This is a genomic window from Leisingera sp. JC1, from assembly GCF_001679925.1.
Classification (GTDB): domain Bacteria; phylum Pseudomonadota; class Alphaproteobacteria; order Rhodobacterales; family Rhodobacteraceae; genus Leisingera.
In genome coordinates this window covers 23,398-44,438 of sequence record NZ_LYUZ01000094.1, presented here as the reverse complement: position 1 = coordinate 44,438, position 21,041 = coordinate 23,398, and the positions used below count along the sequence as shown (strand labels likewise).

14 protein-coding genes are annotated in these 21,041 nt (G+C 55.6%); 5 read left to right on the top strand and 9 right to left on the bottom strand.

The genetic code is table 11. The features are described from left to right. Window positions 1–37: 37 nt before the first annotated feature. Window positions 38–724 (bottom strand): hypothetical protein, encoded by a 687-nt coding sequence (locus tag A9D60_RS14285; protein WP_217492064.1) that lies wholly within the window; start codon window positions 722–724, stop codon window positions 38–40. A gap of 291 nt (window positions 725–1,015) precedes the next feature. On the opposite strand from A9D60_RS14285, the gene A9D60_RS14275 reads away from it, so the two are divergent. Together A9D60_RS14275 and A9D60_RS26615 are read left to right on the top strand one after the other, a co-directional pair. Continuing rightward, entirely contained in the window at window positions 1,016–7,402 is a 6,387-nt protein-coding gene (locus A9D60_RS14275) for an ATP-binding protein (protein WP_141117927.1), read from the top strand. Then, window positions 7,353–7,976, top strand: a complete 624-nt coding sequence (locus A9D60_RS26615; RefSeq protein WP_065268212.1) for a hypothetical protein — start codon at window positions 7,353–7,355, stop codon at window positions 7,974–7,976. The genes A9D60_RS14275 and A9D60_RS26615 overlap by 50 nt, the downstream gene beginning before the upstream one ends. Before the next feature lie 603 nt (window positions 7,977–8,579). Here A9D60_RS26615 and A9D60_RS14265 read toward each other — a convergent pair. The 4 genes from A9D60_RS14265 to A9D60_RS14250 all read right to left on the bottom strand — a co-directional run bounded on the left by A9D60_RS14265 (window position 8,580) and on the right by A9D60_RS14250 (window position 14,621). Then, window positions 8,580–10,310: a KAP family P-loop NTPase fold protein gene (locus tag A9D60_RS14265; RefSeq protein ID WP_083194204.1), complete on the bottom strand. Its 1,731-nt coding sequence runs from the start codon at window positions 10,308–10,310 to the stop codon at window positions 8,580–8,582. A gap of 135 nt (window positions 10,311–10,445) precedes the next feature. Beyond that, the gene (locus A9D60_RS14260; protein ID WP_065268210.1) at window positions 10,446–10,865 is read right to left on the bottom strand and encodes a hypothetical protein; all 420 of its coding nucleotides are present in this window, start codon (window positions 10,863–10,865) and stop codon (window positions 10,446–10,448) included. 46 nt (window positions 10,866–10,911) lie between these two features. Further along, a complete protein-coding gene (locus A9D60_RS14255; protein ID WP_065268209.1) occupies window positions 10,912–12,009 on the bottom strand; it encodes an AAA family ATPase in 1,098 nt (365 codons plus the stop codon). A gap of 326 nt (window positions 12,010–12,335) precedes the next feature. Beyond that, window positions 12,336–14,621, bottom strand: a complete 2,286-nt coding sequence (locus A9D60_RS14250) for an adenosylcobalamin-dependent ribonucleoside-diphosphate reductase (RefSeq protein WP_065268208.1) — start codon at window positions 14,619–14,621, stop codon at window positions 12,336–12,338. A gap of 193 nt (window positions 14,622–14,814) precedes the next feature. Here A9D60_RS14250 and A9D60_RS14245 point away from each other — a divergent pair, with 193 nt between their 5' ends. Further along, window positions 14,815–15,246 carry a DUF1489 family protein gene (locus A9D60_RS14245; RefSeq protein WP_065268207.1) on the top strand — a complete coding sequence of 144 codons (432 nt, stop codon included), beginning with the start codon at window positions 14,815–14,817 and terminating at the stop codon, window positions 15,244–15,246. A 225-nt stretch (window positions 15,247–15,471) separates the two neighbouring features. On the opposite strand, the gene hisG is transcribed toward A9D60_RS14245, so the two are convergent. The 3 genes from hisG to hisS are packed head-to-tail and all read right to left on the bottom strand — an operon-like array spanning window position 15,472 to window position 18,745. Then, entirely contained in the window at window positions 15,472–16,170 is a 699-nt protein-coding gene (gene hisG / locus A9D60_RS14240; RefSeq protein ID WP_065268206.1) for an ATP phosphoribosyltransferase, read from the bottom strand. After that, window positions 16,167–17,255, bottom strand: a complete 1,089-nt coding sequence (locus tag A9D60_RS14235) for an ATP phosphoribosyltransferase regulatory subunit (protein WP_065268205.1) — start codon at window positions 17,253–17,255, stop codon at window positions 16,167–16,169. Before A9D60_RS14235 ends, hisG begins: the two co-directional genes overlap by 4 nt. A gap of 2 nt (window positions 17,256–17,257) precedes the next feature. Next, window positions 17,258–18,745, bottom strand: coding sequence for a histidine--tRNA ligase (gene hisS, locus A9D60_RS14230; RefSeq protein ID WP_039148607.1), 1,488 nt, complete (start codon window positions 18,743–18,745; stop codon window positions 17,258–17,260). A 197-nt stretch (window positions 18,746–18,942) separates the two neighbouring features. Between hisS and A9D60_RS14225 the strand changes: the two genes are divergently transcribed. Both A9D60_RS14225 and A9D60_RS14220 read left to right on the top strand, forming a co-directional pair. Further along, window positions 18,943–19,137 carry a SlyX family protein gene (locus tag A9D60_RS14225; RefSeq protein ID WP_019294798.1) on the top strand — a complete coding sequence of 65 codons (195 nt, stop codon included), beginning with the start codon at window positions 18,943–18,945 and terminating at the stop codon, window positions 19,135–19,137. Window positions 19,138–19,235: 98 nt separating this feature from the next. Next, entirely contained in the window at window positions 19,236–19,859 is a 624-nt protein-coding gene (locus tag A9D60_RS14220; protein WP_065268204.1) for a hypothetical protein, read from the top strand. A gap of 261 nt (window positions 19,860–20,120) precedes the next feature. Here A9D60_RS14220 and A9D60_RS14215 read toward each other — a convergent pair whose 3' ends face one another. Continuing rightward, window positions 20,121–20,975 carry a DUF3800 domain-containing protein gene (locus tag A9D60_RS14215; RefSeq protein WP_065268203.1) on the bottom strand — a complete coding sequence of 285 codons (855 nt, stop codon included), beginning with the start codon at window positions 20,973–20,975 and terminating at the stop codon, window positions 20,121–20,123. Window positions 20,976–21,041: the final 66 nt, after the last annotated feature.

Here is a 21,041-nt window from a genome sequence, read left to right as displayed (position 1 = left end):
CATAGGTCTGGTCAATGCCATGCTGCAGTGCGGCCCATCAAAGCGGACTTTCACGGCTTTGGTTGGGTTGCGTTAGCACGGTTTCTATTGTTGACCTATGTTTCTCAAGAAAGCTACTTTTCGCACGATCCATTGCTGCCCGCGTTCCCTCTTTTGTTAAAGAAAACGCCTCTTCGGGAAAGATGTCAGCTTGCACAAATTCCTTCCATAGGTCATCGCGCTCTGCTTCGGACCATAAACCGTGCAACTCGCAAATTCTTTCAAATGGGCTACTACGCCCACAGATATGAATAAGCTCATCATACTTTAGATCAGCACGAAGTATCACTTCACTTTGGCGGAACCTGAAATGGAAAAGCGCGTCAGAGCTTTCTCCGTTTCGAACACGGAACTGTTCGGCGGCGCTTTGAAACGACGGATCCTCCCATAGGGCGGGAATGTTCAGCAAAACCTCGTTTGGTTCCGGAATGTGAGAGAAGATGGCTGCAATTGTGCCTTCTCGGGTTGGGTCCTTAAACTCTTGTGCGAACTTTTTGTCGACAGTCCAACTTGCCACGCCTTCCGGAAGGACCCCATTTAGGAACAATGGGCCTAAATCACCACCATTTACAGGGTTGTTTGGCACCAAGAATCTCTTGCGATAACATTGTTCGTTAACGATCTGGAAGTTTTTGGGCAAGTCGGTGTCATCGATTGCCGCTTCTAATTCGCTGGCAATCTTCAAACGCAAGTTGGGCTGCTCTCGCCAACCTTTTTGCCACCGCCCCAAAGCCGAAAGGAACCTCTCACTAAACGCCAATCACTTCTCCTAAACTTACTCACGGCCCATAGCGGACACTAGCCGATGGACCTCGTCGTTGCGGTCCAGCCCGTCATTGCCGCCGTTCGCTGCGGCCGCAAAATCGCACGGAATAGTTAAAGACAGTGTCCTTGGACTTGTCTCTGAATATCAACGGTGAGAACCTCACAGGAGACTCTTCAACAAGATCCACTTGGGCATTGGAAAGAAAACGTATTGAGCAGATCTATAGACGTATCTGGCGCACCAGCTTCCAACGCCGGAGATGAATTTCATGAAGCCTGGGCACTCGGAAACGCCCTGAAACTGCTGGACCCAGCTACAGGCCTTACGGAACTTACAGTCGAGGGTGTCAGGGACGCTGCAGAAACCAATGACGACGCCAATTGGGACGGAGTGGACTGCGCATTATACTTTGACGACAACAAGAACCCTGAAAACACTCGCGTTGAACTTGTACAGCTGAAGTACTCGGTGACTGGTCAGAACAAAAGTTGGACACTGGCTCGTTTTTGCGCATCAACAAAGGCGACAGGCAATAACTCTGTGGCGCGGAGACTTGCAGACGCATTTAAGGGTGCGACTAAGGGCAAAAAACCTGGCCAGTTGGAGGCATCGCTGAGCATTAAACTGGTAACAAACCAGCCTATAGCGAAAAAACTGCAAAGCATTATAGAAAAGGCAAAAAGCAGTGAGTTGCAAGGAGACGATTACGACACGCTAAAGCGAGCAACTGGTCTCGGTAAAAACCAACTAGTCCAATTTTGCCAGTTGCTATCTCTCCAAGGTGGAGAAAGCGCTAGAGCAGAGCTGCGTGAGAAGAATACAAAGGCAATCGCCGAACTTGTTTTGAGCCCAGTCAAAGACATGGCTGACAATCTGCGTGTGCGGATTCAGGAACTGCTTGGTCCGGAAGGGAATAGAGCGGTCAAGCGTGAAACGGTGTTGAGTTGGTTTAACCTCGGAAGAGGCCAAGGCCTGTTTCCTTGCGAACCAGAGCTCGAGTCCCTTTCCGAAGTGGTTCCGCGTTCCGTTACTGAAATTTTTGCCCGTGCGGTAGAAAAGCATCCACTGGTAGTACTGCACGGGAAAGGAGGCTGTGGGAAAACCACGACGGCTAGAAGCCTAGAGGCCTCTTTGCCCCCTGGCTCGAGAACCATAGTTTACGACTGCTACGGCGCAGGCAGCTATCGTGACCCGTCACGGCCAAGGCATAGTTCGTGGCAGGGGTTTACTCAGTTATCTAATGAACTTGCGAGATCGACCAATACTCCGCTGTTCTTTCCGTACAAGGAACAGGAAGACCTTGCTCCCTCGTTCCGCCAGAAGCTCGAAACGGTGGCTGAGATTTTTGGTCGTGAGAACCCTGGTTCACTGTTGGTGATTGTCATCGACGCGGCGGATAACATCGTAACCCACGCAGCGTTACAAACTCCGCCACAAATGTGCTTTGTGGATCAGTTGGTCGCCTTCACAAATATACCCTCCAACGTTCGAATTGTTGTCACCTGCCGCACCTCAAGGCTGTCTAAAATGAACCTGCCTGAGGGGACCAAAAGAATCCTTTGCCCTGCGTTTTCCCTGAGTGAAACAAGGGCAATGGTCGCGCTCCACGGTTTGGAGGGAAGTGAAACTGCGATCGACGATTTTCACGCTCTTTCGCGTAGTATTCCTCGCGTTCAAACAAGTGCGTTAACCGGAACAAAGTCTTTGTCCGATGCGGTCGACTTTCTACGCCCTAATGGGAAGTCGTTGAATGATCTCTTCGATGCAAAGGTTCGCGAGGCATTTGACCGCAGTGGGGTCAACATACGGCGTAGTCTTTGGTGCGCAGCGTTGGACGAGCTTTCAGCCCCAATACCTATTGGAGTATTGTCTCGCGTTTGCGAACTTAACGAAGACGTCGCTGAAGACATAGTGAACGACCTTGCTCCGAACCTACGGTTAGGTGATCGGGGCGTTGAGTTTTCTAACGAGGACTTCGAAGAGTACTCGGAGGCCACTGCCAAAGAGGCAAAGGACAAGGTGCGCTCGGCGATTGCCGACGTTCTTGTATCTGAGAGACTAAACTCAGGTTATGCAGCCTCGCATTTGTTTGACGCGCTGATAGCTTGCGGCAGAAAATCTGAGATGGGTAGTTTTCTTGGGGAAAAGGATGGCACTGCCGCAATTTCGGATCCGATTGTTAGGCGAAGAGTGGATCTTTCACGTCTGCGAGCCGCACTCCACATTGCATCAAATGATCAGGACGAAATAGCAGTTGGAGAGACAATATTCGTCGGAGCCGAAGCGATGCGAGCCTCCGGCAAAGTGGACAATCTAATTTTGGAGAACTCTGATTTATCGGCTCCTTTCCTAGAGGAAACAGTGGGTCTCCTCGTCCTCAATGACCCCGAGAAACGGGGTAGGCAAGGCTCTGTATTGTTCCACCTTGCGCGAGAAAAAGCGAGGCAAGGCAAACTCTTTGAAAGCCGTTTAAACCTTCAGGCCGCCGAAGAGTGGATGCACCAAACATTCAAGGAAGAAAACCGGCGTCACAATTGGAGCACGCAACGACGCGACGTCGTAACAAGGCTATTGACGTTTTTCATGCTTCGAGGATGGTCGCTGGTCGAGCAGGATTGCGATCGATGGACGAATGCCTCTTTCTGTGTAGCTTTGCGTAAATGGGTAATCGCGAAGATTGTGGTCGAGTGCGGCCCTAGCGTGATCGCTAATATCTTGGAGGAGATGAACTTTCGCTACCATTTCCTGGCAGTCAATGCCTTGCGTCGAGCCGGCGCTACTCCCTCACCCGAACAGCTGGAAAACGCCCTCATCGGACTCTCCAAATTCGATTTTGAGATGATTGCGAAAGATGAAGAATTTGGTACCGGACCGTCTCTAATAGCCGAAATAAGGGATGAAATACTGCTCTTTCTCGAGGGATTGGTGCCTACTGGAGAAATTGCAAAGGAAATTCCGAAGTTAATTTTGGATATGCTTCGAAGTGATTGGCCAAAAAGTTTCCAAGGGCTTCATCTAACCTATCCTTACCGCATAGACTTTGCGCTGCGAACAGCCATTTTAACGTCGCATTCAAACAGTGAGGAGCCTGACCTCAAAGCTGTCTTCACTGAACCGGAAAAGCCTAGAGAAGAAGAACAAACTGAGGAAAGCGCAAGGGAATTCAGGCTCGCAAAAGAGCGGTATGATGAGATCTGCGGGTTGCTCCCAGCGTATAAAGCATACGCATCCTTGTTAGGCAGCAGGACAAGTACCGCCGCTAAGCAGTTGGATCAGAAAGTAACCAGCTTGGGTAGCACAAGTAGCAGGAGTTATCACTTTTCATACGTGAAGAGTATTCTGCGCCTCAGAGCGACCGATCTAATGCTTTCGTCTAGGCTGGACCGACCTGCCAAAGTCACTTTCTTGAAGTCCTCTCTGGCCAAAGGAGAGGGCTTTTCTGACCAAGACGCTGAACTGTGTGCGATCACTTTGCACGATCCCTCACTGCAAGCCATAGTTGCCGAAACGTTGGAGCAAAAGTCGGAGGAAGTTCGGAAGCTGCATGCCCGAGCAACCGAAAGATCAGAGTATCTGCTTTCAATAGCACGCGTATTCATGGACTTCTCTAAAGACCATGCATCGGTGATTTTTTCAGACGCGCTGAAGATTGCAGAGGAAGTCGATCTAGAAGCTTTAGACGTGTTACATGCGTTGTGCCGCGTCGTGAAACGGGAGCGCCCAGATACATCGGAAACGAGGGAACTCTTGGGCGCGTTTGCCAGATTAGTGCGGCACGCCGGAGACCTACTGCAATCGGAAGATGGGTTTCCTTTGGAAGAGGCCTTGAAGGCGATCTCCTTATCGAACCCACCTGTTGGCGCTATGACTGCTTCTCGTTGGGGGGATGAAGGGTTCACTACGCGCTGTGATGAGATAACGCTGTTCTCAAGAACTACACTCGACACAGGTTGGCTTAGCGCACCCGGTGGATATACGCTTGCCCAGATCCTAGGAGATGTGCCGCCATCGGTTGAAGGCAGAATTCTGAATGACTTGGGCAAAGTTTCTGAGGACGTAGGGGATGGTTTGTTGAATCATCTCGTTGAACGGAAGATTTTGGAAACAACACCCTACTCTGATGCCCACATTCCCGACAATCTGGAAGAGTTGTGTCGATCTAGGAAATCCACAGCGGCAGCATGGTCCCGGCTTGAACAAATAAGGCATTTTAAATCACTGGCTCCAGCGCCACAAAAACCTGATAGCGAAATAGCCGATCCGATGCGGCCGGAACCAAAGAAGGAAAATCAGAACGATGAAGGCGAAGCTAATTGGGCCTCCGTTGATCCGCTGTCTGCTGATACAATCGCTGAAGCCCAAGAGGTAGATCGAAATGCAAGAGTTTTCGACTACAAAAAACGTCTGCTTGAGTTGCGCACGCGAGTTCGGTTTGCTGATCGGATAAAGCACCTTAGTACATTGGCTCAATGCGCACGGGCATCAAGATGGCCCGACAATGAAATAGAAGCGATCTTTGCTGCTTTGGATGACTGGCCAGGAAGGGCAACAAGCGAGTGGTGCGCAAGCGAACTTCCGAAGTTAACTGTGGATCTTGGCGGCAGAACGATGGGCTATAGTTGGTATCATGGAGAACAGTTCACTGAACTCCAGACCCGCTCTGGGCTACCGCCAGAAGGTCGACGTCAAGTTGTTTTAGACTTGGTTGAACAGAATGCCGCGAAGCTGGGTGCAGCGAGTCTTCTGAAGCTTCTTGCCGAGTACATAAGCAACCTGGAACTGGAAACGGCGGATGAACTATTGGTTCGGCTGATCGACCGCACAGAAGCTCGCCTAAACATTGATGACAACGTGCGTAATCGGAACCTATTTGAGCCACAAAACCTACCCTCAACTCAAAGCGAGATCGTCTCCGCTCTGATTTACAGGTATTTAGGTGATATTGATTCTAGAGTGCGTTGGCAGGCTTCTCACGCACTTTTGACTTCCGTGCAGTTAGGCCTAGCAGACTTGATAAAAGGTGTTTTGGATCATGCTACTGGGCACTTCAATTGCCACTACACTTTCCCTGACTGCCCGTTTCAAGAAATGAACGCTGCCCAACAATTGTCGATGGTGTTGGCTCGAATGTCATCTCATCATCCGGCCATTATTGAGAACCATGAAACCGAAATCTTAAAGCTATGGACTAAGCACCAACCGCACATTCTGATCGGACATTTCCTCGCGAGAGCGCTTGACCAGGCACGACAATGCGGAGCGAATGTAAAGGTGGATCAAGCAAACATAGCGTCAATGAACGGCTCGGCTTCGACGAGGGCGCCGAGATTGAAAGATCACCATTCCCGTGCTTTCGATAGTCACGCCGACCCTGGCTCGAGATTTAGTTTCGACAGCATGGACATAATACCATATTGGTACTCTCCCGCATGCCGGATGTTTGCAGATTTGTCATCCAGTGAGTTGATCCAAGTTGCCGAGGAATGGATCGTGGATCGCTGGGATGGCCACAAAGAGACCAGTCATTGGGTGAATGAGCCGAGAAAGAGCCGTTTGAAAGATGACGACTACGGACTTTATTCGGCGGGGCACGGGTCACGACCGACCATCCATCGACACTCGGTCTATTTACAATGGCACGGCTTACACATGGCGGTTGGCGAACTGATGAAAACACGCCCTTTAGTGGGAGTTGATGACGATCACTATGACACTTTTGAAAGTTGGTTGGAGCGCGATGATACGACCTATCCAACGATCTGGATATCGGACCTTCTAGAAGCGTTGCCACTTTCGAACAGATACTGGGAACAACTTGAACCTAATCGAGAGGAATGGGTTGGTGAAGTGGATGCAGTTGATCCGCTAGCAGAGCTAATTGCGGAAGATGGTAGCCTGGTCCTTTGTCAATATCGCGAGCACGGGATGTATGAGTATGGAAGTCAGGCAGCCCATGGAGAAGTTCGCAGTAAAGCTGCTTTCGTTCCAAGCAAGACGGCTCCCGCGCTTTTGCGTGCTTACGCAGCCACCGAAGACTATTATGATGTTTTCATTCCTGACCTTGACGAATTTGTCGAGGACAAACCAAAGAATCGAGATTTCAGTATAATTCCAGCCATCCAGCGCCCAATGGGCAATCGTGATTCCGGAGTAGACGAAAAAGACCCATGCCGCTTTGATGCACGAGGTATTCAAGCTGCCCCTTCAAGCGCTCTTTTGGATGCTCTTCAAATTTCAGCTGGCGCTTTGTCATCTCCGTCTTGGGGTGTTGCAGAAAATGGGACCACAGATTTGCGCTACCGTACTTGGAGCACTACTCCGAACGACAGCGAAAGGTCTATGCGACATAGATCATATTCCTTTATCGACGGATATCGATTGTGCATCACCAAACATCGCCTTCGAAAGTGCATGGATGAACTAGAATGCGATTTAATAGCAACTTTGAATTTTGAACGTTCAATTGGGAGCGACTATGGCCAAAACAGAAGAAAAAGAGTCGCGCAAAAAAGGGTCGAAGTCATCCGGCTCTGTCGCGACGGAACGTATGAAACGAGATCAGGCGATAGAGGAGCTTGGGCGCACGCTCATCAGTGAACTGGATGACCGTGATATAACAGCAAAGTGGATGGCTGCTTACTTGTCGGAGCAGATGATCGCCTCTGAGGAAGATGCAACACTCAAACAGGAAACTGCTGATCTGATTTTGAAGCTTTGGCGGGAACGACGCCACTACCCTGGCGGAGATCCAATGCAAAGATATGAAAAGGCACTTTCTGCCATGGAGTTACAGCTATCTACTGGTGATCCAGTGTTCCAAATCTGGACGCCATTCGAGCCGCCAAATGACACAAAGTGGGACAAAGTCAGCCTGGCCAGAAAGCTCAAGCACCATACTGAAAGCATAGCTTCTATGTTGGTTAAGGATGTCGTGGCAAAACTAGACCTCGACCAAGATCAACTTGCTGAGGTTGCCGGCATTGCCGACCCAGACGCAGAAACACGCTTTCTAAATGTCTTGAAGATTATTGTCTACGACAAGGAAAAGGGAGAAAATCAAGACGAACCGCAGAGTGAAATTCGAGAGGCGATATCTGATCTTCGACTTGCTCTAGAAGAGCTCGAGACAGTTTTGCAGCAAGAGGTCGTAGATCCAAAGGGAATACACTAACCGAGTTCGGTGCGCACAATCTTGTGGCAATGCAAGCCCAGTGGATTTTTCATCTTCTAACACGGTAGTGCATCATTCAGATTATGTAGCGAAAGGCAGCTTTGCAGGCAGTGTGTTGGGCTATTTGCGAACGCAGCGAATTTCCGCTTCCCGCCCGACCTGCATGTGCTGGCCCGCCAGGCTGGTCGCCAGGCATGGGGCCTCTTTGGGCTGCTAGCACAGCTTGCCGACTGAGGCTAACCGACGCATAACTGTTATGCCTAAGTTACTCGTTCCACATCCATTTAACACATGAAAGCAGGGAGGGCGGTACAAGCTCATAGTCTGGTATCCGTGCATCATAGCTCGCGATATTCCAGTCTACTTCATTCCATTCTACTTCAAATGTTTCAAAGGCAGCTCTCGCATCTCCAGCTTTCAAAGCTCGGTCATGCATGATTACCGCATGACGCCATCAACACGGAAAGAGAACGGGTAAAGCGAGAACGGTGAAGCTGTTGCCGATCCGGTTGCAGCTTTCTTGAAGTCAATACCAGATTGAAGAAGGGAGCCGTAATTGACTCCCTTTTCGATTCGTGAGGTATTCTATGCATCCTCTGACGGTCATGTAATGTTTGAAACTTGATCAAGTATGCGAGAGTACTCTTGTCCGACAGTTTCTTTCTTTCTGTTTACATGAGTCACTCTGAACAGCTCTTCAAGTTCAGCATAGTTTTTCTTTTGAATCCAATATTCCAGGCTGTTCTTGGGATCGGTATCATTAAAATTATCTATCGAATTGCGTTCAATATCCTTCCATACTTCGCCGTATGTTTTTCGAATATTTCTTGGTTCTCTGGACTGGGATCTGGCGGTGAATACGAAGACGATTTTCGCAAGATTACAGGCTTCCAACTGCGAGTCTGAAAGGTTGAAGTGTCTCTGATATACCATTGGAAGGAGGCTAACTAAATCAATTTGCCTAGTGTTTACAGGCATTGCCGCCACAAAGGTGCCGATGATTTCAATCATTTGCCGTATGTCGCGGGCTTCGGTTTTGGTTTCGCTAAAACATTTGGACAAGAATGTTGTAGTATCATACTCCGGCAAGGTCACAAAATTTTCAGAGCTCAATCCATTCCGAAAAAGAGCAAACTCGATCAGCTTGTCCTTAGAGGTATGCTGGAAATGATAGGTCCGATCAACAAAGCGCTTCAGGTAGCGTTCGCCATCAAATTCCGAGCCATATACACCTTTGATAGCATTTGCCAGTTGCTGAGTGTCTGTCCCGAGAATGTAAACGAAGTTCTCAAGGGAAAAGATGTGCTTAACTCGTTCTAGAAGTTCAATCGCGTAGCTCGGTCGGCATCTGTCCAGTTCATCTATGAGGATGAAGATGGGAGATTCTATACCATCTTGGGCGAGAACTTCTCTGCCAAGGTCTTTGAGTTGTTCCTGGAAGTTCTTTTGAACTTCTTTTTGCTGACGAAACTGCGCCAAAACCTCTTCACCAGCGGCATCAACTGCGCTCGTGATCGATTTGCGCATGGCCTCAGTAATCATCTTGCCATGTTCGCCGTCGTCAGCCGAACCTTCGTCGCTTTCTCCTGGGAATAACTCTTTCAGTCCGTCAGCGGCTTCTTGCCCGATGTATCTAGTGACCAAGTGTTTTCCGCCAGAGTAGACCGCTCCACCGATAATCTTTGCAGCGGACTTCCGGAGAGGGGCTGTTTTCTCTAGTGCGGCTTCCGGACCACTAGCTTGCTCTATGTGGCTAGAGAGTTCCGTTTGGATCTCATCCACCACGGTCATGAAAGGATCGTCCGAGTGATCATTCTCCCAAGCGTTCACATAGACAGCTATATGCCCGTGTGCCTCAAGGTGCTGCTTGAAACGATTCAGGAAGAATGACTTACCAGCGCCCCAATTAGCGTCCAAGTTCAGGACGTATGTCCGTGGTTCACCGGCATTTTCACGCAGGTTCAAATGCCCGATGGTGAAGGTTCTGAGAATTTCAGCGTCCTTGGACCTGTTGAGAGCGTCTCCCTCCCAAATATCGGCCACCGTAATTGCGCGTTTTTCTTCCGCCATGCTCGCCCTCGAATTGTTTGCCTTAAGGTAGGCGCGCTGCGAAGTGCGTACAACACGGAATGTACCGTTCACGCACTCGCCACAACCGACGCTAGGTAATGCTGCGGGATCCAGGAACAGCTGCAATGCTGAAGCTGCGCCACGGTGTTGGACCAGGCTTAGGGCGACATCCAGGTGTACTTTGCAGGATTCTGCAAAGCCCGCTTTCTGCGCAACGCTGACATTCCTGCTAAGCCCAGCATCATCTGTGCTGAGCCACGCCATCTCCTACGCCAAGTGGGATGTCCGAATACGGGAAGTTGGCTACCAGCCTTCACGCCTACAGCATGTCTACAAGCAGTAGGAGACACTTAAAGGCTCAGAGCATGTCCCCATAAGCAATTAGGGGTGCTGCTCCTGCTAAGATCGAGACCTCAATAGCCGCACGGCGCAGGTATCGCATGTAGTTGTTAGCCAGCCGCCGAGGGACTTCTTCTGGGCCGGCCGAGTACCGCAATGCTCACAGGTCTTCGCAGCTTCCATCTGGGCCTGAGCTATCCGATAGGCGGAGCGCTCGTTGCCGCCGCGCGCATAGAATCGCAACTCACCCAGCTTCTGTTTAACCTGCTGCGCCCGGAAGCGTGTCAGACCATCCTCACGTATGATGTCGGCGAGATCTGCACTAAGGCGCTCAATCAGAGGATACCAGCCCTCGCCACAGGCGAAGCCCCAAGCGAGGCTTGTCTTCTTGATGCTCCAAGGCGGAGGCCCATACACCTCGGGAAACCTCTCCATGATGCGCTGCGCTTCAACAGTGATGTAATGATTTCGACCGGCCATATGCGGCTCCTTCCAACAAAGTACTACGTTTAAAGAAATTGCTTGTTCAATGAAGAAGCCGAGCCGCCTCCAACGCTTCCCCCCGGGTGAGCATCCGGATGACATGCCGCAAGCTCAACGGCACTGTCTGACCAGAAATCTCCAGCACCTCGACAACGGCCTCGACAGACGCTTGAGCCAACCCGCGCCTGCCGCCCTCACGGCGGGCAAAGGCTACCAGGTCAGGCACCGGGACAGGTGACAGCTTTATGACCTCCAGGCGGCTTAACAGAGGAGCTGGCAAGGTGGTTACGGTGTTGGAGGTCAGCACCCAACTGATCCAGGACATGTCGAACCCGACCTGATAGTAGGGGCATTGCCATGATGCCGCCGAGGATGGCTCCAAGAGGGACAGCAGTCCCTCGGCAAGTCCAAAGCTGTTCCCTTTTGTCGAAGTCGCAACTCCCGCCTTCTCCACCTCATCCACAACGACAATCGGGTTCGCGATCAGGTGCTTCAGGATCGTCATCAAAGGGCGCCCCGGCTGCGCGTTGGACCAGCCTCTCTGAGAGCCCACGATACCAAACGACGCCTGCTCGGCCGTCGCCTCCACACCACAGCGGGGCACGCCAAGTGCGGTGCTCAGCTGACGGGCCCACATGCTTTTGCCGATGCCCGGCGGCCCGTCCAGCAGCACAGGTGGCAGGCAAAAGCCCGCGTCACCTTTGCGGACTGAGCGCCGCATGGACTTCCATAGAAGATCTGTCGCGGGCGCCATCCAGGGCATGTCGGCATGAATTCCGGCAGCGATTTCATCCGCCTGATGCTCTGTCCGGATCCGGATCAGCTCCACACCGTTGCGCAGAACCTCCAAGGCTCTTCGGTCGTCGAGTTTGAGGTGGGAGAGACCTGCGGCCGCTGCCCGCCGTTCCGCCAGCCTGCTCACCCGGCGGTCCACGCGGTCCTGACCTTCGCGCCCGAGACCGATCTGCATCAATTCGGTTTCCCACCGAAGGCGGTCATCACGATCCTCAGGGTCCGGTGGCACGATACCGCGTTCGAGCGCGCGGCGTGTTTTCAGGAACCGTTCCAGGCGCTGCCGAATTGCCCGCCGGTCTTTGTCGGCATTGTGGAACTCTGCTTCGATGAACTTGATCTTGGACATAGCTGGCCCTTTCCCGGCGCGCCGCGCCGTCTGGCACCCGATTGCACACGGTGCGTTCGGGGAAATGAAGGAAAGAACCTGGCCAGGTTTGAGCTTCAGTCCTGCTCAATACGGCCATTTCAGTCAACAGGTGGCGCTGATCTTCGGAGGGGAAACGGATCCCTTCAGCATGCAGAAGGCAGAGATCGCATAAGTCATTGTTTTAAAACAAAACCACCGGCCGAAGATCGGCCGGTGGCAATTAACCTCGTGTCAGAATGGCAGAAAACCCCCATCAATGGCAGTTATTTCTTGGGTCCGTCACAATCAATCAGCTGCTTCCCAAGTCACCCGCACTTGGAATGGCCGCAGCTGCGGCAGGTCATGCAGCCTTCGACCATCTGCATGTCGAACTGGCCGCAGCTCGGGCAGGCCTTGCCGCGCGGCGCGTTCAGGTTCACCACCTGTGCCTGCGGGTCGGACTTCAGGCCCATGCCCTCGCCCTCCAGGAAGCCGGTTTTGACCATGTGGGTCTCGATCACGCCGCCAATCGCCGCCAGGATCGAGGGGATGTACTTGCCCTGCACCCAGGCGCCGCCGCGCGGGTCGAAGACCGCCTTCAGCTCTTCGACGACAAAGGACACGTCTCCGCCGCGGCGGAACACGGCTGAGATCATCCGCGTGAGTGCCAGAGTCCAGGCGTAATGCTCCATGTTCTTGGAGTTGATGAACACCTCAAACGGGCGGCGGTGGCCGTTGATGATGATGTCGTTGATGGTGAGATAGATCGCGTGTTCGCTGTCCGGCCATTTCAGCTTGTAGGTATGGCCCTCAAGGCTCTGCGGGCGGTCCAGCGGCTCTGACATATAGACCACTTCTGCGCTGTCGCTCTCATGCGGCGCCTGCGCGGTCTCGCCCGGTGCCGTGTCTGCGCTCTCGCTGACCGACAGGACCGAACCGGTCACGTCGTTCGGGCGATAGGTGGTGCAGCCCTTGCAACCCTGATCCCAGGCCTGCATGTAGACGTCCTTGAACTCATCAAAGGAAATGTCTTCCGGGCAGTTGATGGTCTTGGAAATCGACGAGTCGATCCATTTCTGCGCCGCCGCCTGCATCTTGACGTGGGCTGCGGGGCTCAGCGTCTGGGCGTTGACGAAGTAATCGGGCAGCGCCGCATCGGCACCGAATTTCTCGCGGTACATCTTCACCGCATAGTCGACCACTTCCTCCTCGGTGCGCGATCCGTCCTTCTGCAGCACCTTGCGGGTGTATGCATAGGCAAACACCGGCTCGATGCCCGAGGACACGTTGCCAGCATAGAGCGAAATGGTGCCGGTCGGCGCAATCGAGGTCAGCAGCGCGTTGCGGATGCCGTGTTCGCGGATCGCTTTGCGGACGTCGTCGTCCATGTTCAGCATATTGCCGGAGTTCAGATAGGCCTCAGCGTCGAACAGCGGGAAGGCGCCCTTTTCCTTGGCCAGGTCCACCGACGCCAGATAGGCGGCGCGGGCGATCGCGTGCAGCCATTCGTCGGTCTGGCGCGCCGCCTCGTCAGAGCCGTATTCCAGTCCCAGCATCAGCAGCGCATCGGCGAGGCCGGTCACACCCAGGCCGATCCGGCGCTTGTTCTTCGCTTCCTGCGCCTGCGCCTCCAGCGGGAACTTGGAGACGTCGACAACGTTGTCCATCATCCGGACCGCAGTGGCGACCAGTTCCTGCATTGCGGACTGGTCCAGCTGCGCGTCACCCTCAAACGGGTTGGCCACCAGCCGCGCCATGTTGATCGAGCCCAGCAGGCAGGCACCGTAGGGCGGCAGCGGCTGCTCGCCGCAGGGGTTGGTGGCGCAGATATTCTCAATGTAGTTGAGGTTGTTGGCCTTATTGATGCGGTCGATAAAGATCACGCCCGGCTCGGCATAATCATAGGTCGCCTGCATGATCTTGTTCCACAGGTCGCGCGCCTCGACGGTGTGATAGACCTTGCCGTCGAATTGCAGCTCCCAGGAGCCGTCGGATTTCACCGCATCCATGAAGTCATCGGTGACCAGCACCGACATGTTGAACATGCGCAGGCGGGCAGAGTCGGATTTCGCGGTGATGAAGTGCTCGATATCCGGGTGGTCGCAGCGCATCGTTGCCATCATCGCACCGCGGCGGGAACCTGCGGACATGATGGTGCGGCACATCGCGTCCCACACATCCATAAAGCTGAGCGGGCCGGAGGCATCCGCCGCCACGCCCTTCACATCAGCGCCGCGCGGCCGGATGGTGGAGAAGTCATAACCGATGCCGCCGCCCTGCTGCATGGTCAGCGCCGCCTCTTTCAGCATGTCAAAGATGCCCGACATGCTGTCCGGCACAGTGCCCATCACGAAGCAGTTGAACAGAGTCACCTGGCGCGCGGTGCCGGCGCCCGCGGTGATGCGGCCCGCGGGCAGGTATTTGAAGTCTTCCAGTGCGCTGTAAAACTTCTCTTCCCACACGTCCGGCTTCTTTTCCGCCCGCGCCAGGTCGCGCGCGATGCGCCGCCAGGTATCCTCGACGGTCACGTCGATCGGCGCGCCATCGGCCTGCTTGAAACGGTATTTCATATCCCAGATCTGCTCGGCGATGGGGGCGGCAAAGCGGCTCATGTGTCGGTCCTTTGAGTCGTTCGGGCTTCATGAAAACGGCTCCGCTGCGGCTGCTTTTTCAGGGCACCGTGGCGAATCCATTTTTGTTAAGGCTTACTTGCAGCAAATGCGTGGAGAAACACAATACCTTGAAGTCAGCGATCCGTAAACTACTATATACTGTCAAAGCTCTGGACGACTCTGTGGGGAACCTGTGGATAAGCGCGTGAATCTTGTGAAGCTTTCGGTCGGAACCGAGAGCGTCGACAGCCTGATGGCCTGGCAGGAGATGCGGCGTGCGGAACTGCCAAAGGGCCTGCCGCGCCACGTCACACGCATGTGGCCCAAGCGCGAGGCGGAGATTTTGAACGGCGGTTCCATCTACTGGGTGATCAAGGGGCTGATCCAGTGCCGCCAGCGCATTCTGCGGCTGGATGAGGTCACCGGCGAAGACGGCATCCGCCGCTGCGCCATCATTCTGGACCCGGAACTGCACCGCACCCACACGGCGCCGAAACGCCCGTTCCAGGGCTGGCGTTACCTGAAAGCTGAAGACTCTCCAGCTGACCTGCCCTTAGGTAAAAAACAAGAGGAGCCGTTGCCGCTGGAGCTGTCACAGGCGCTGGCAGAAATCGGGGTTATCTGAGGCCGTCCGCTCCCCCCGCGGCAGCCTCGCCAGCGCCGGGCGTCAGCCCGGCGCACGGCCCAACCGGAGCGGAAGTATCTCTTGATGCTTCCAGCTCCGGGCGGGAGCGGCCCAGCGGGCAGCACACATCCGGAACAAAGAAAGGCGCTCCCGCCCCCTTTGCAGGCATCAATGATGCCTTGAAGGCGTTGGGCCAAGCCCGCGCGGACGCGCGGGCAGCAGCGCTTACCTGCGGTGTTCCAGCAGATCCAGCAGCGTGTTCAGCGCTGCCTTCTCATCTGTGCCGTATTTCGCCATCCGGCTGCGCCACAGGGTTGCCTGCGACTTCAGCACCAGACCGTCCCCCAGCAGCTTCAGGTGATTGGCCCGCAGCGTTTCGCCGGTGGAGGTGATGTCGGCCACCATTTCGGCGGTCTCGTTCTTCACCGTGCCCTCAGTGGCGCCCTGGCTGTCGACCAGCTGGTAATCCGCCACCCCGGCATCGGTCAGGAACTCCCGCACCAGCCGGTGGTATTTGGTGGCAATCCGCAGCCGGTGGCCATGCGCCGCGCGGAAGGCCGAGGCGGCCGCATCCAAGTCATCCAGCGTGTCCACGTCGATCCAGAACTGCGGCACCGCCAGCACCAGATCGGCATGGCCGAACCCCAGCTCTGCCAACTCCTCCACCTGCTGCTCGAAGCGCGGCAGCTTCTCCTGCACCAGATCGGTGCCGGTTACGCCCAGGTGGATCCGCCCCGCCGCCAGCTCGCGCGGGATTTCACCCGCCGACAGCAGCACCAGCTCCATGTTCGACACGCCTTCGACCGCGCCGGCATATTCCCGGTCCGACCCGGTGCGCGACAGTGTCACGCCGCGTTTTGCGAACCAGTCAAAGGTTTTTTCCATCAGCCGCCCCTTGGACGGCACACCCAGCTTCAGGGTCATTTGCGCGCCTCCTCAAGCTGCAGCATCAGGTCCGGGCGCAGCACGCCGCCCACGGCCGGTATTTCTTCACCGTCGCCCAGCTGGCGGGTCAGCGCATCATAGCGCCCGCCGCTGGCAACCGGCGGCAGGTCCGGGCGTGCCTCGGCATAGAAGCCAAAGACAAAGCCGTCGTAATACTCCATCGAGGTGCGCCCGTAAGAGGCTTCGAAATCGAGGTTCTCCACATCGACGCCGCGCGCCTTCATCGCCGCGGTGCGCGCGTCCAGCCGGTCCAGCGCAGGATTGATCTGCGGCAAGTCCACCGCGATGTCGCGCATCTGCTCGGTGGCAAAGGGCACGGTTTCCCGCACCGCCATCAAGGCTTCCAGCGCCAAGAGCTCATTTTCGGCAATCGGCGGTTCCTTGGCGTCCTCACGCAGGGCATCCACCCGCGCCTGCACCTCTGCCGCGCGGCGCTTGCCGATCTCCACGGCGGAGCCGGTCAGATTGCCCTCGGTCGACAGCAGTTTCCTGCGGCTCTCCGGCACCGGGCTGCGGCCCGCAAACCGGTCCAGCAGGGAGCGGAAGCGGCGCGGCCGCCAGATATGGCGCATCAGCGCTGTCTTGCGCTTGTCCGTGGTGTTCAGCCCTTCGACCGCCGCCATCAGAATGCCGATGTCACCGGTCGCTGCGCGCAGCGGCAACCCGCGCACCTGCAGCGCAAACAGCGAAAACACTTCCGCATCCGCGGCAGCCGCATCGTCGCGTTCGAACACCTCATAGCCAACCTGCAGGTACTCGTTGGGCCGGTCGGGGTCCATTTCCTGACGCCGGAACACCTCGCCCGAATAAGTATAGCGCGCAGGCTCGGCGCCGTGGCGCATATGCGCTTCCACCACCGGCACGGTGAAGTCCGGGCGCAGCATCTGCTCGCCGCGCAAGGCGTCAGTGGTCACATAGGCACGCGCCCGGATGTCCTCACCGTAAAGATCCAGCAAGGTGCCGGCCCGCTGCAGCAGCGGTGTGTCCACCACCTGCGCACCAGCGGCCTCAAACCGGACCCGCAGCTGGGCCGCACGGGCCTGTATGTCGGAACGAAGCGTCATGATCAGCCCTGCCCGTCCAGGATTTCGCGCACCTTGGCGACCAGTTCGGTGCGGGGCACCTCAAACTGGCTGGGGCGTTCCTTCCACTCTTCCAGCGTGGCGCTTTCGGCGATCTTGGCGCCCAGGATCAGGTCCTTGATCTGCACCACACCGTTGGCCTTCTCGTCACCGCCTTCAATCACCGCGACCGGAGAGTTCCGCTTGTCCGCGTATTTCAGCTGGTTGCCGAAGTTCTTGGGGTTCCCCAGGTAAACCTCAGCCCGGATGCCCGCATTGCGCAGCTCCGCCACCATGGCCTGGTAATCCGCCATCCGGTCGCGGTCCATCACGGTAACGACCACCGGCCCGGTGGCCTCAGCCGACAGCCGCCCCTTGGCATGCAGCGCTGCCAGCAGACGGTCGACACCAACAGACACGCCCACCGCCGGCACTTCCTGACCAGTGAAGCGCTTGACGAGGCCATCGTAACGCCCGCCGCCCGAGACCGAGCCGAACTGCCGCTTGCGGCCCTTCTCGTCGAGGATTTCAAAGGTCAGCTCCGCCTCGAACACCGGCCCGGTGTAATAGCCCAGTCCCCGCACGACCGAAGGGTCAATCTCGATCCGATCCTTGCCGTAGCCGCCCGCGGCCAGCAGTTCGCCGATCTGCTCCAGCTCGGCAATGCCGTCCTGACCGACCTTGCTGTCGCCCACGGCAGCACGCAGGTTGGCGATAGTGCCCGCCGCATCCGCCGCCTTGGATGTCAGGAACGCCAGCACCGGCGCGGCCTGATCGTCAGACAGGCCAACCCCGTCGATGAAGGCGCCGGAGGCGTCCAGGCGGCCCTTGGTCAGCAGCTCGCGCACGCCGGCCTCACCCACCTTGTCGAACTTGTCGATGGTGCGCAGCACATCGTCGCGCTTGGCGTCGCCGTCACCCAGACCCATCGCCTCCAGCACGCCGTTCAGAACCTTGCGGTTATTGACCCGCACCAGGTAATCGCCGCGCGGAATGCCGACGGTTTCCAGCGTGTCGGACAGCATCGCGCAGATCTCCGCGTCAGCCGCCATGGACGCAGTACCTACAGTATCCGCATCGCACTGATAGAACTGGCGGAACCGGCCCGGTCCCGGCTTCTCGTTGCGCCAGACCGGCCCCATCGCATAGCGGCGGTAGGGGGTCGGCAAGTCGTTGCGGTGCTGGGCATAGACCCGCGCCAGCGGCGCCGTCAGGTCATAGCGCAGCGCCATCCAGTCTCCGTTGCCGTCCTCTTCAGTCTCCTGCCAGGCAAACACGCCTTCGTTCGGGCGGTCCACGTCGGGCAGGAATTTGCCCAGCGCCTCAACGGTTTCCACCGCAGAGCTTTCCAGCGCTTCGAACCCGTAATGATGATACACACCCGCGATGGCCCGCAGCATCTCGCTGCGCTGGGTCACCTCCGCACCGAAATAGTCACGGAACCCCTTTGGCGTCTGCGCCTTGGGGCGGGGCTGTTTCTTCACTTTGGCCATGTTTGGCCTCCTCACGGGTAGCGGTTTCACTCGCGTGGCGGTCTAACGGATGCCGCCCCGCGCGGCAAGGCTGCGAAGGGTCCAGCGCCTGCTTCCTTTTGCCCGAAATTCTCATCTTCAATATGCGCGCCGCTTGGTGATGGACGCAGCCCGCCAAAGCGCCTATCTAGGCACATCCGCAATCAAAGGTGTGAGCCATGCAGCATCTGGAAGAGCAAATCGCCCATCTGACCCGCAGCGTGGACGAGATGAGCGACGTGATCGCCCGCCAGCAGCAGGAGATCGACGTGCTGACCCGCCGTGTTGCCATGCTGATGCAGCGCGAAGCCACCCGCGAACAGGAAGGCACCGGCGGCGTGGTCTTCGCCGACGAACGCCCGCCGCATTACTGACGCCTGCGCCCAAAACAACGGTTTCCCTTGATCCAATCGCCCGCGCCGCGCAGGCTGTCACATGTGTATTCTGTGACAAGTGATTGGGGGAAAACGCCATGGCACCATCCAACGACCCGGTGGAATTCGTCGAAAAGGCCGTCGATAAACTGCATGCGCGCATGTTCTACTACCTGAAAACCGTGTGGAAACGCATCCGCGCCCTGCTCACCCCGCTCAGCAAATTCCTGAAAAACGTGATCTCCGGCGCCAAATCCCTCGCCAAGACCGTCGGCAAGGCCGCGGTAAAGCAGGTGACCTCAGCCGCCCAGTTCATCCTGAAACTGATCGACCGGGTGGAGCTGACGCTGAAAAACCTGGTGAAGCTTGGCAAGCGCATCCTCGACACCATCCGCAAGAACAAGGACCGCTCCCGCGTCATCCGCATCCTGAAGACCGTGATCCGCAAATACGTCGAAATGATCCGCCAGGTCTGGGGCTGGGTCCAGGAAATCTGGGACGAGCTTGGCGTGCTCGACACCGCACTGTCCATCATCAGCCGCTTTGCCAGCGTCCTGCAACTTATCTTCCGCTGGATCCGCGACGTGACCGGCATCCTGGACGCGGTCAAGAAGGCCAAGGCGCTGTTGAAGAAAGTGGTGAAAACCCTGCGGCTGGAGGTGAAGCAGGCCATCCGCCTGCTCAAAGACGTTGCCAAGCTGCCGGTGCCCAAGGAGGCGTAACGCCAGCAAAGGGCCTGCGGCAGCCCGTGGGACGGCGCCTCCACGGTTGTGTTTGGCAGTGTATCCCGGACAAGTCCGTAGAACGTCTCCGGCGGAACGCCCAACTTATAGTTGATTAATTGCTAAGATTGAGTATCGTAATATCAGCGGGTTCGCCGGAATTACCTGGTGCTTTGAACAGGAGATGATGGGCGGGTTAGTGGACGGTCAGGCATCGGATCTTGGCCTAAAGCGACTAATCAACACAGGCCGGGGCCCGCGCTACCGGAAGCGGTAGCCATAATGTTCAAAAATCTTCTTTTGCTCAGGTAATAAACCGATTTCGTCTACTTTGTGTGGCTGCAGGACAAGCCCCGTGTTACAAACGGTCCCTTCGTCTCTTGCCATAACACAAGCAAGCATTTCTGCGCAGATTGTTGACCACTTCTTCGAACCGGTCTCAACTGACTGATAGAAAGCACTGGCCGCTATGTCTGCGAGCTGGAGGCCTGCATTCATGTAGTGAGGCACATATTCTACCAACCTGAAGCTAAGTGTTCTGAAATCCATTTGGTATTTTCTGAGGTAGGTTCGACCAGCATAATTCTGCGCTCTCAGCAGTTCCCAATAGGCTTTGGTCTGCCCATAGGAGTGACCTCCTCGCGCACTGAAGATCACTTTGATTTTTCCCGGGCGTCCAAGTTTCTTGGTAGAGTTTTTCGCGCAGAAAACTGTAACTCTTTCCATCAGTATTCTAACAACCCAATTGTAGAACCACTGTTTCCCACCGGCTACTTCGGCCCTTACGTTGCTGTAGCCACGCATGTTCTTTTTGTTTGAACATACTGTGAAAACCCGAACTGGTAAGTTAGCCAATAGCTCTGACGCTGCTGCCTGTTTTGAAGGGCTCAGTTTGCGAAAGTGCAGAGTAGATGACTGCGTCGCATCAATTCGTTGCCGAATTTGCAGTAACCAATCGCGGCATTTATCTTCATCCTCCGCCCGAACCAAGAGTCCAGAAATCACCAACCATTCGGAAGCACCATTTTCGTCAATAGGCTTCACACGTTTCAGACCGTCGTCGCCGGCCTCATCAATGAATAGAACATAGTCGTAGTTCAGATCGGAGCTCTCCATAATGGAAAGCTCAACCTTTGAAATTTCACTCTGTCAACCCAAAGGTGAAAGCGCCTCGCTGAACAC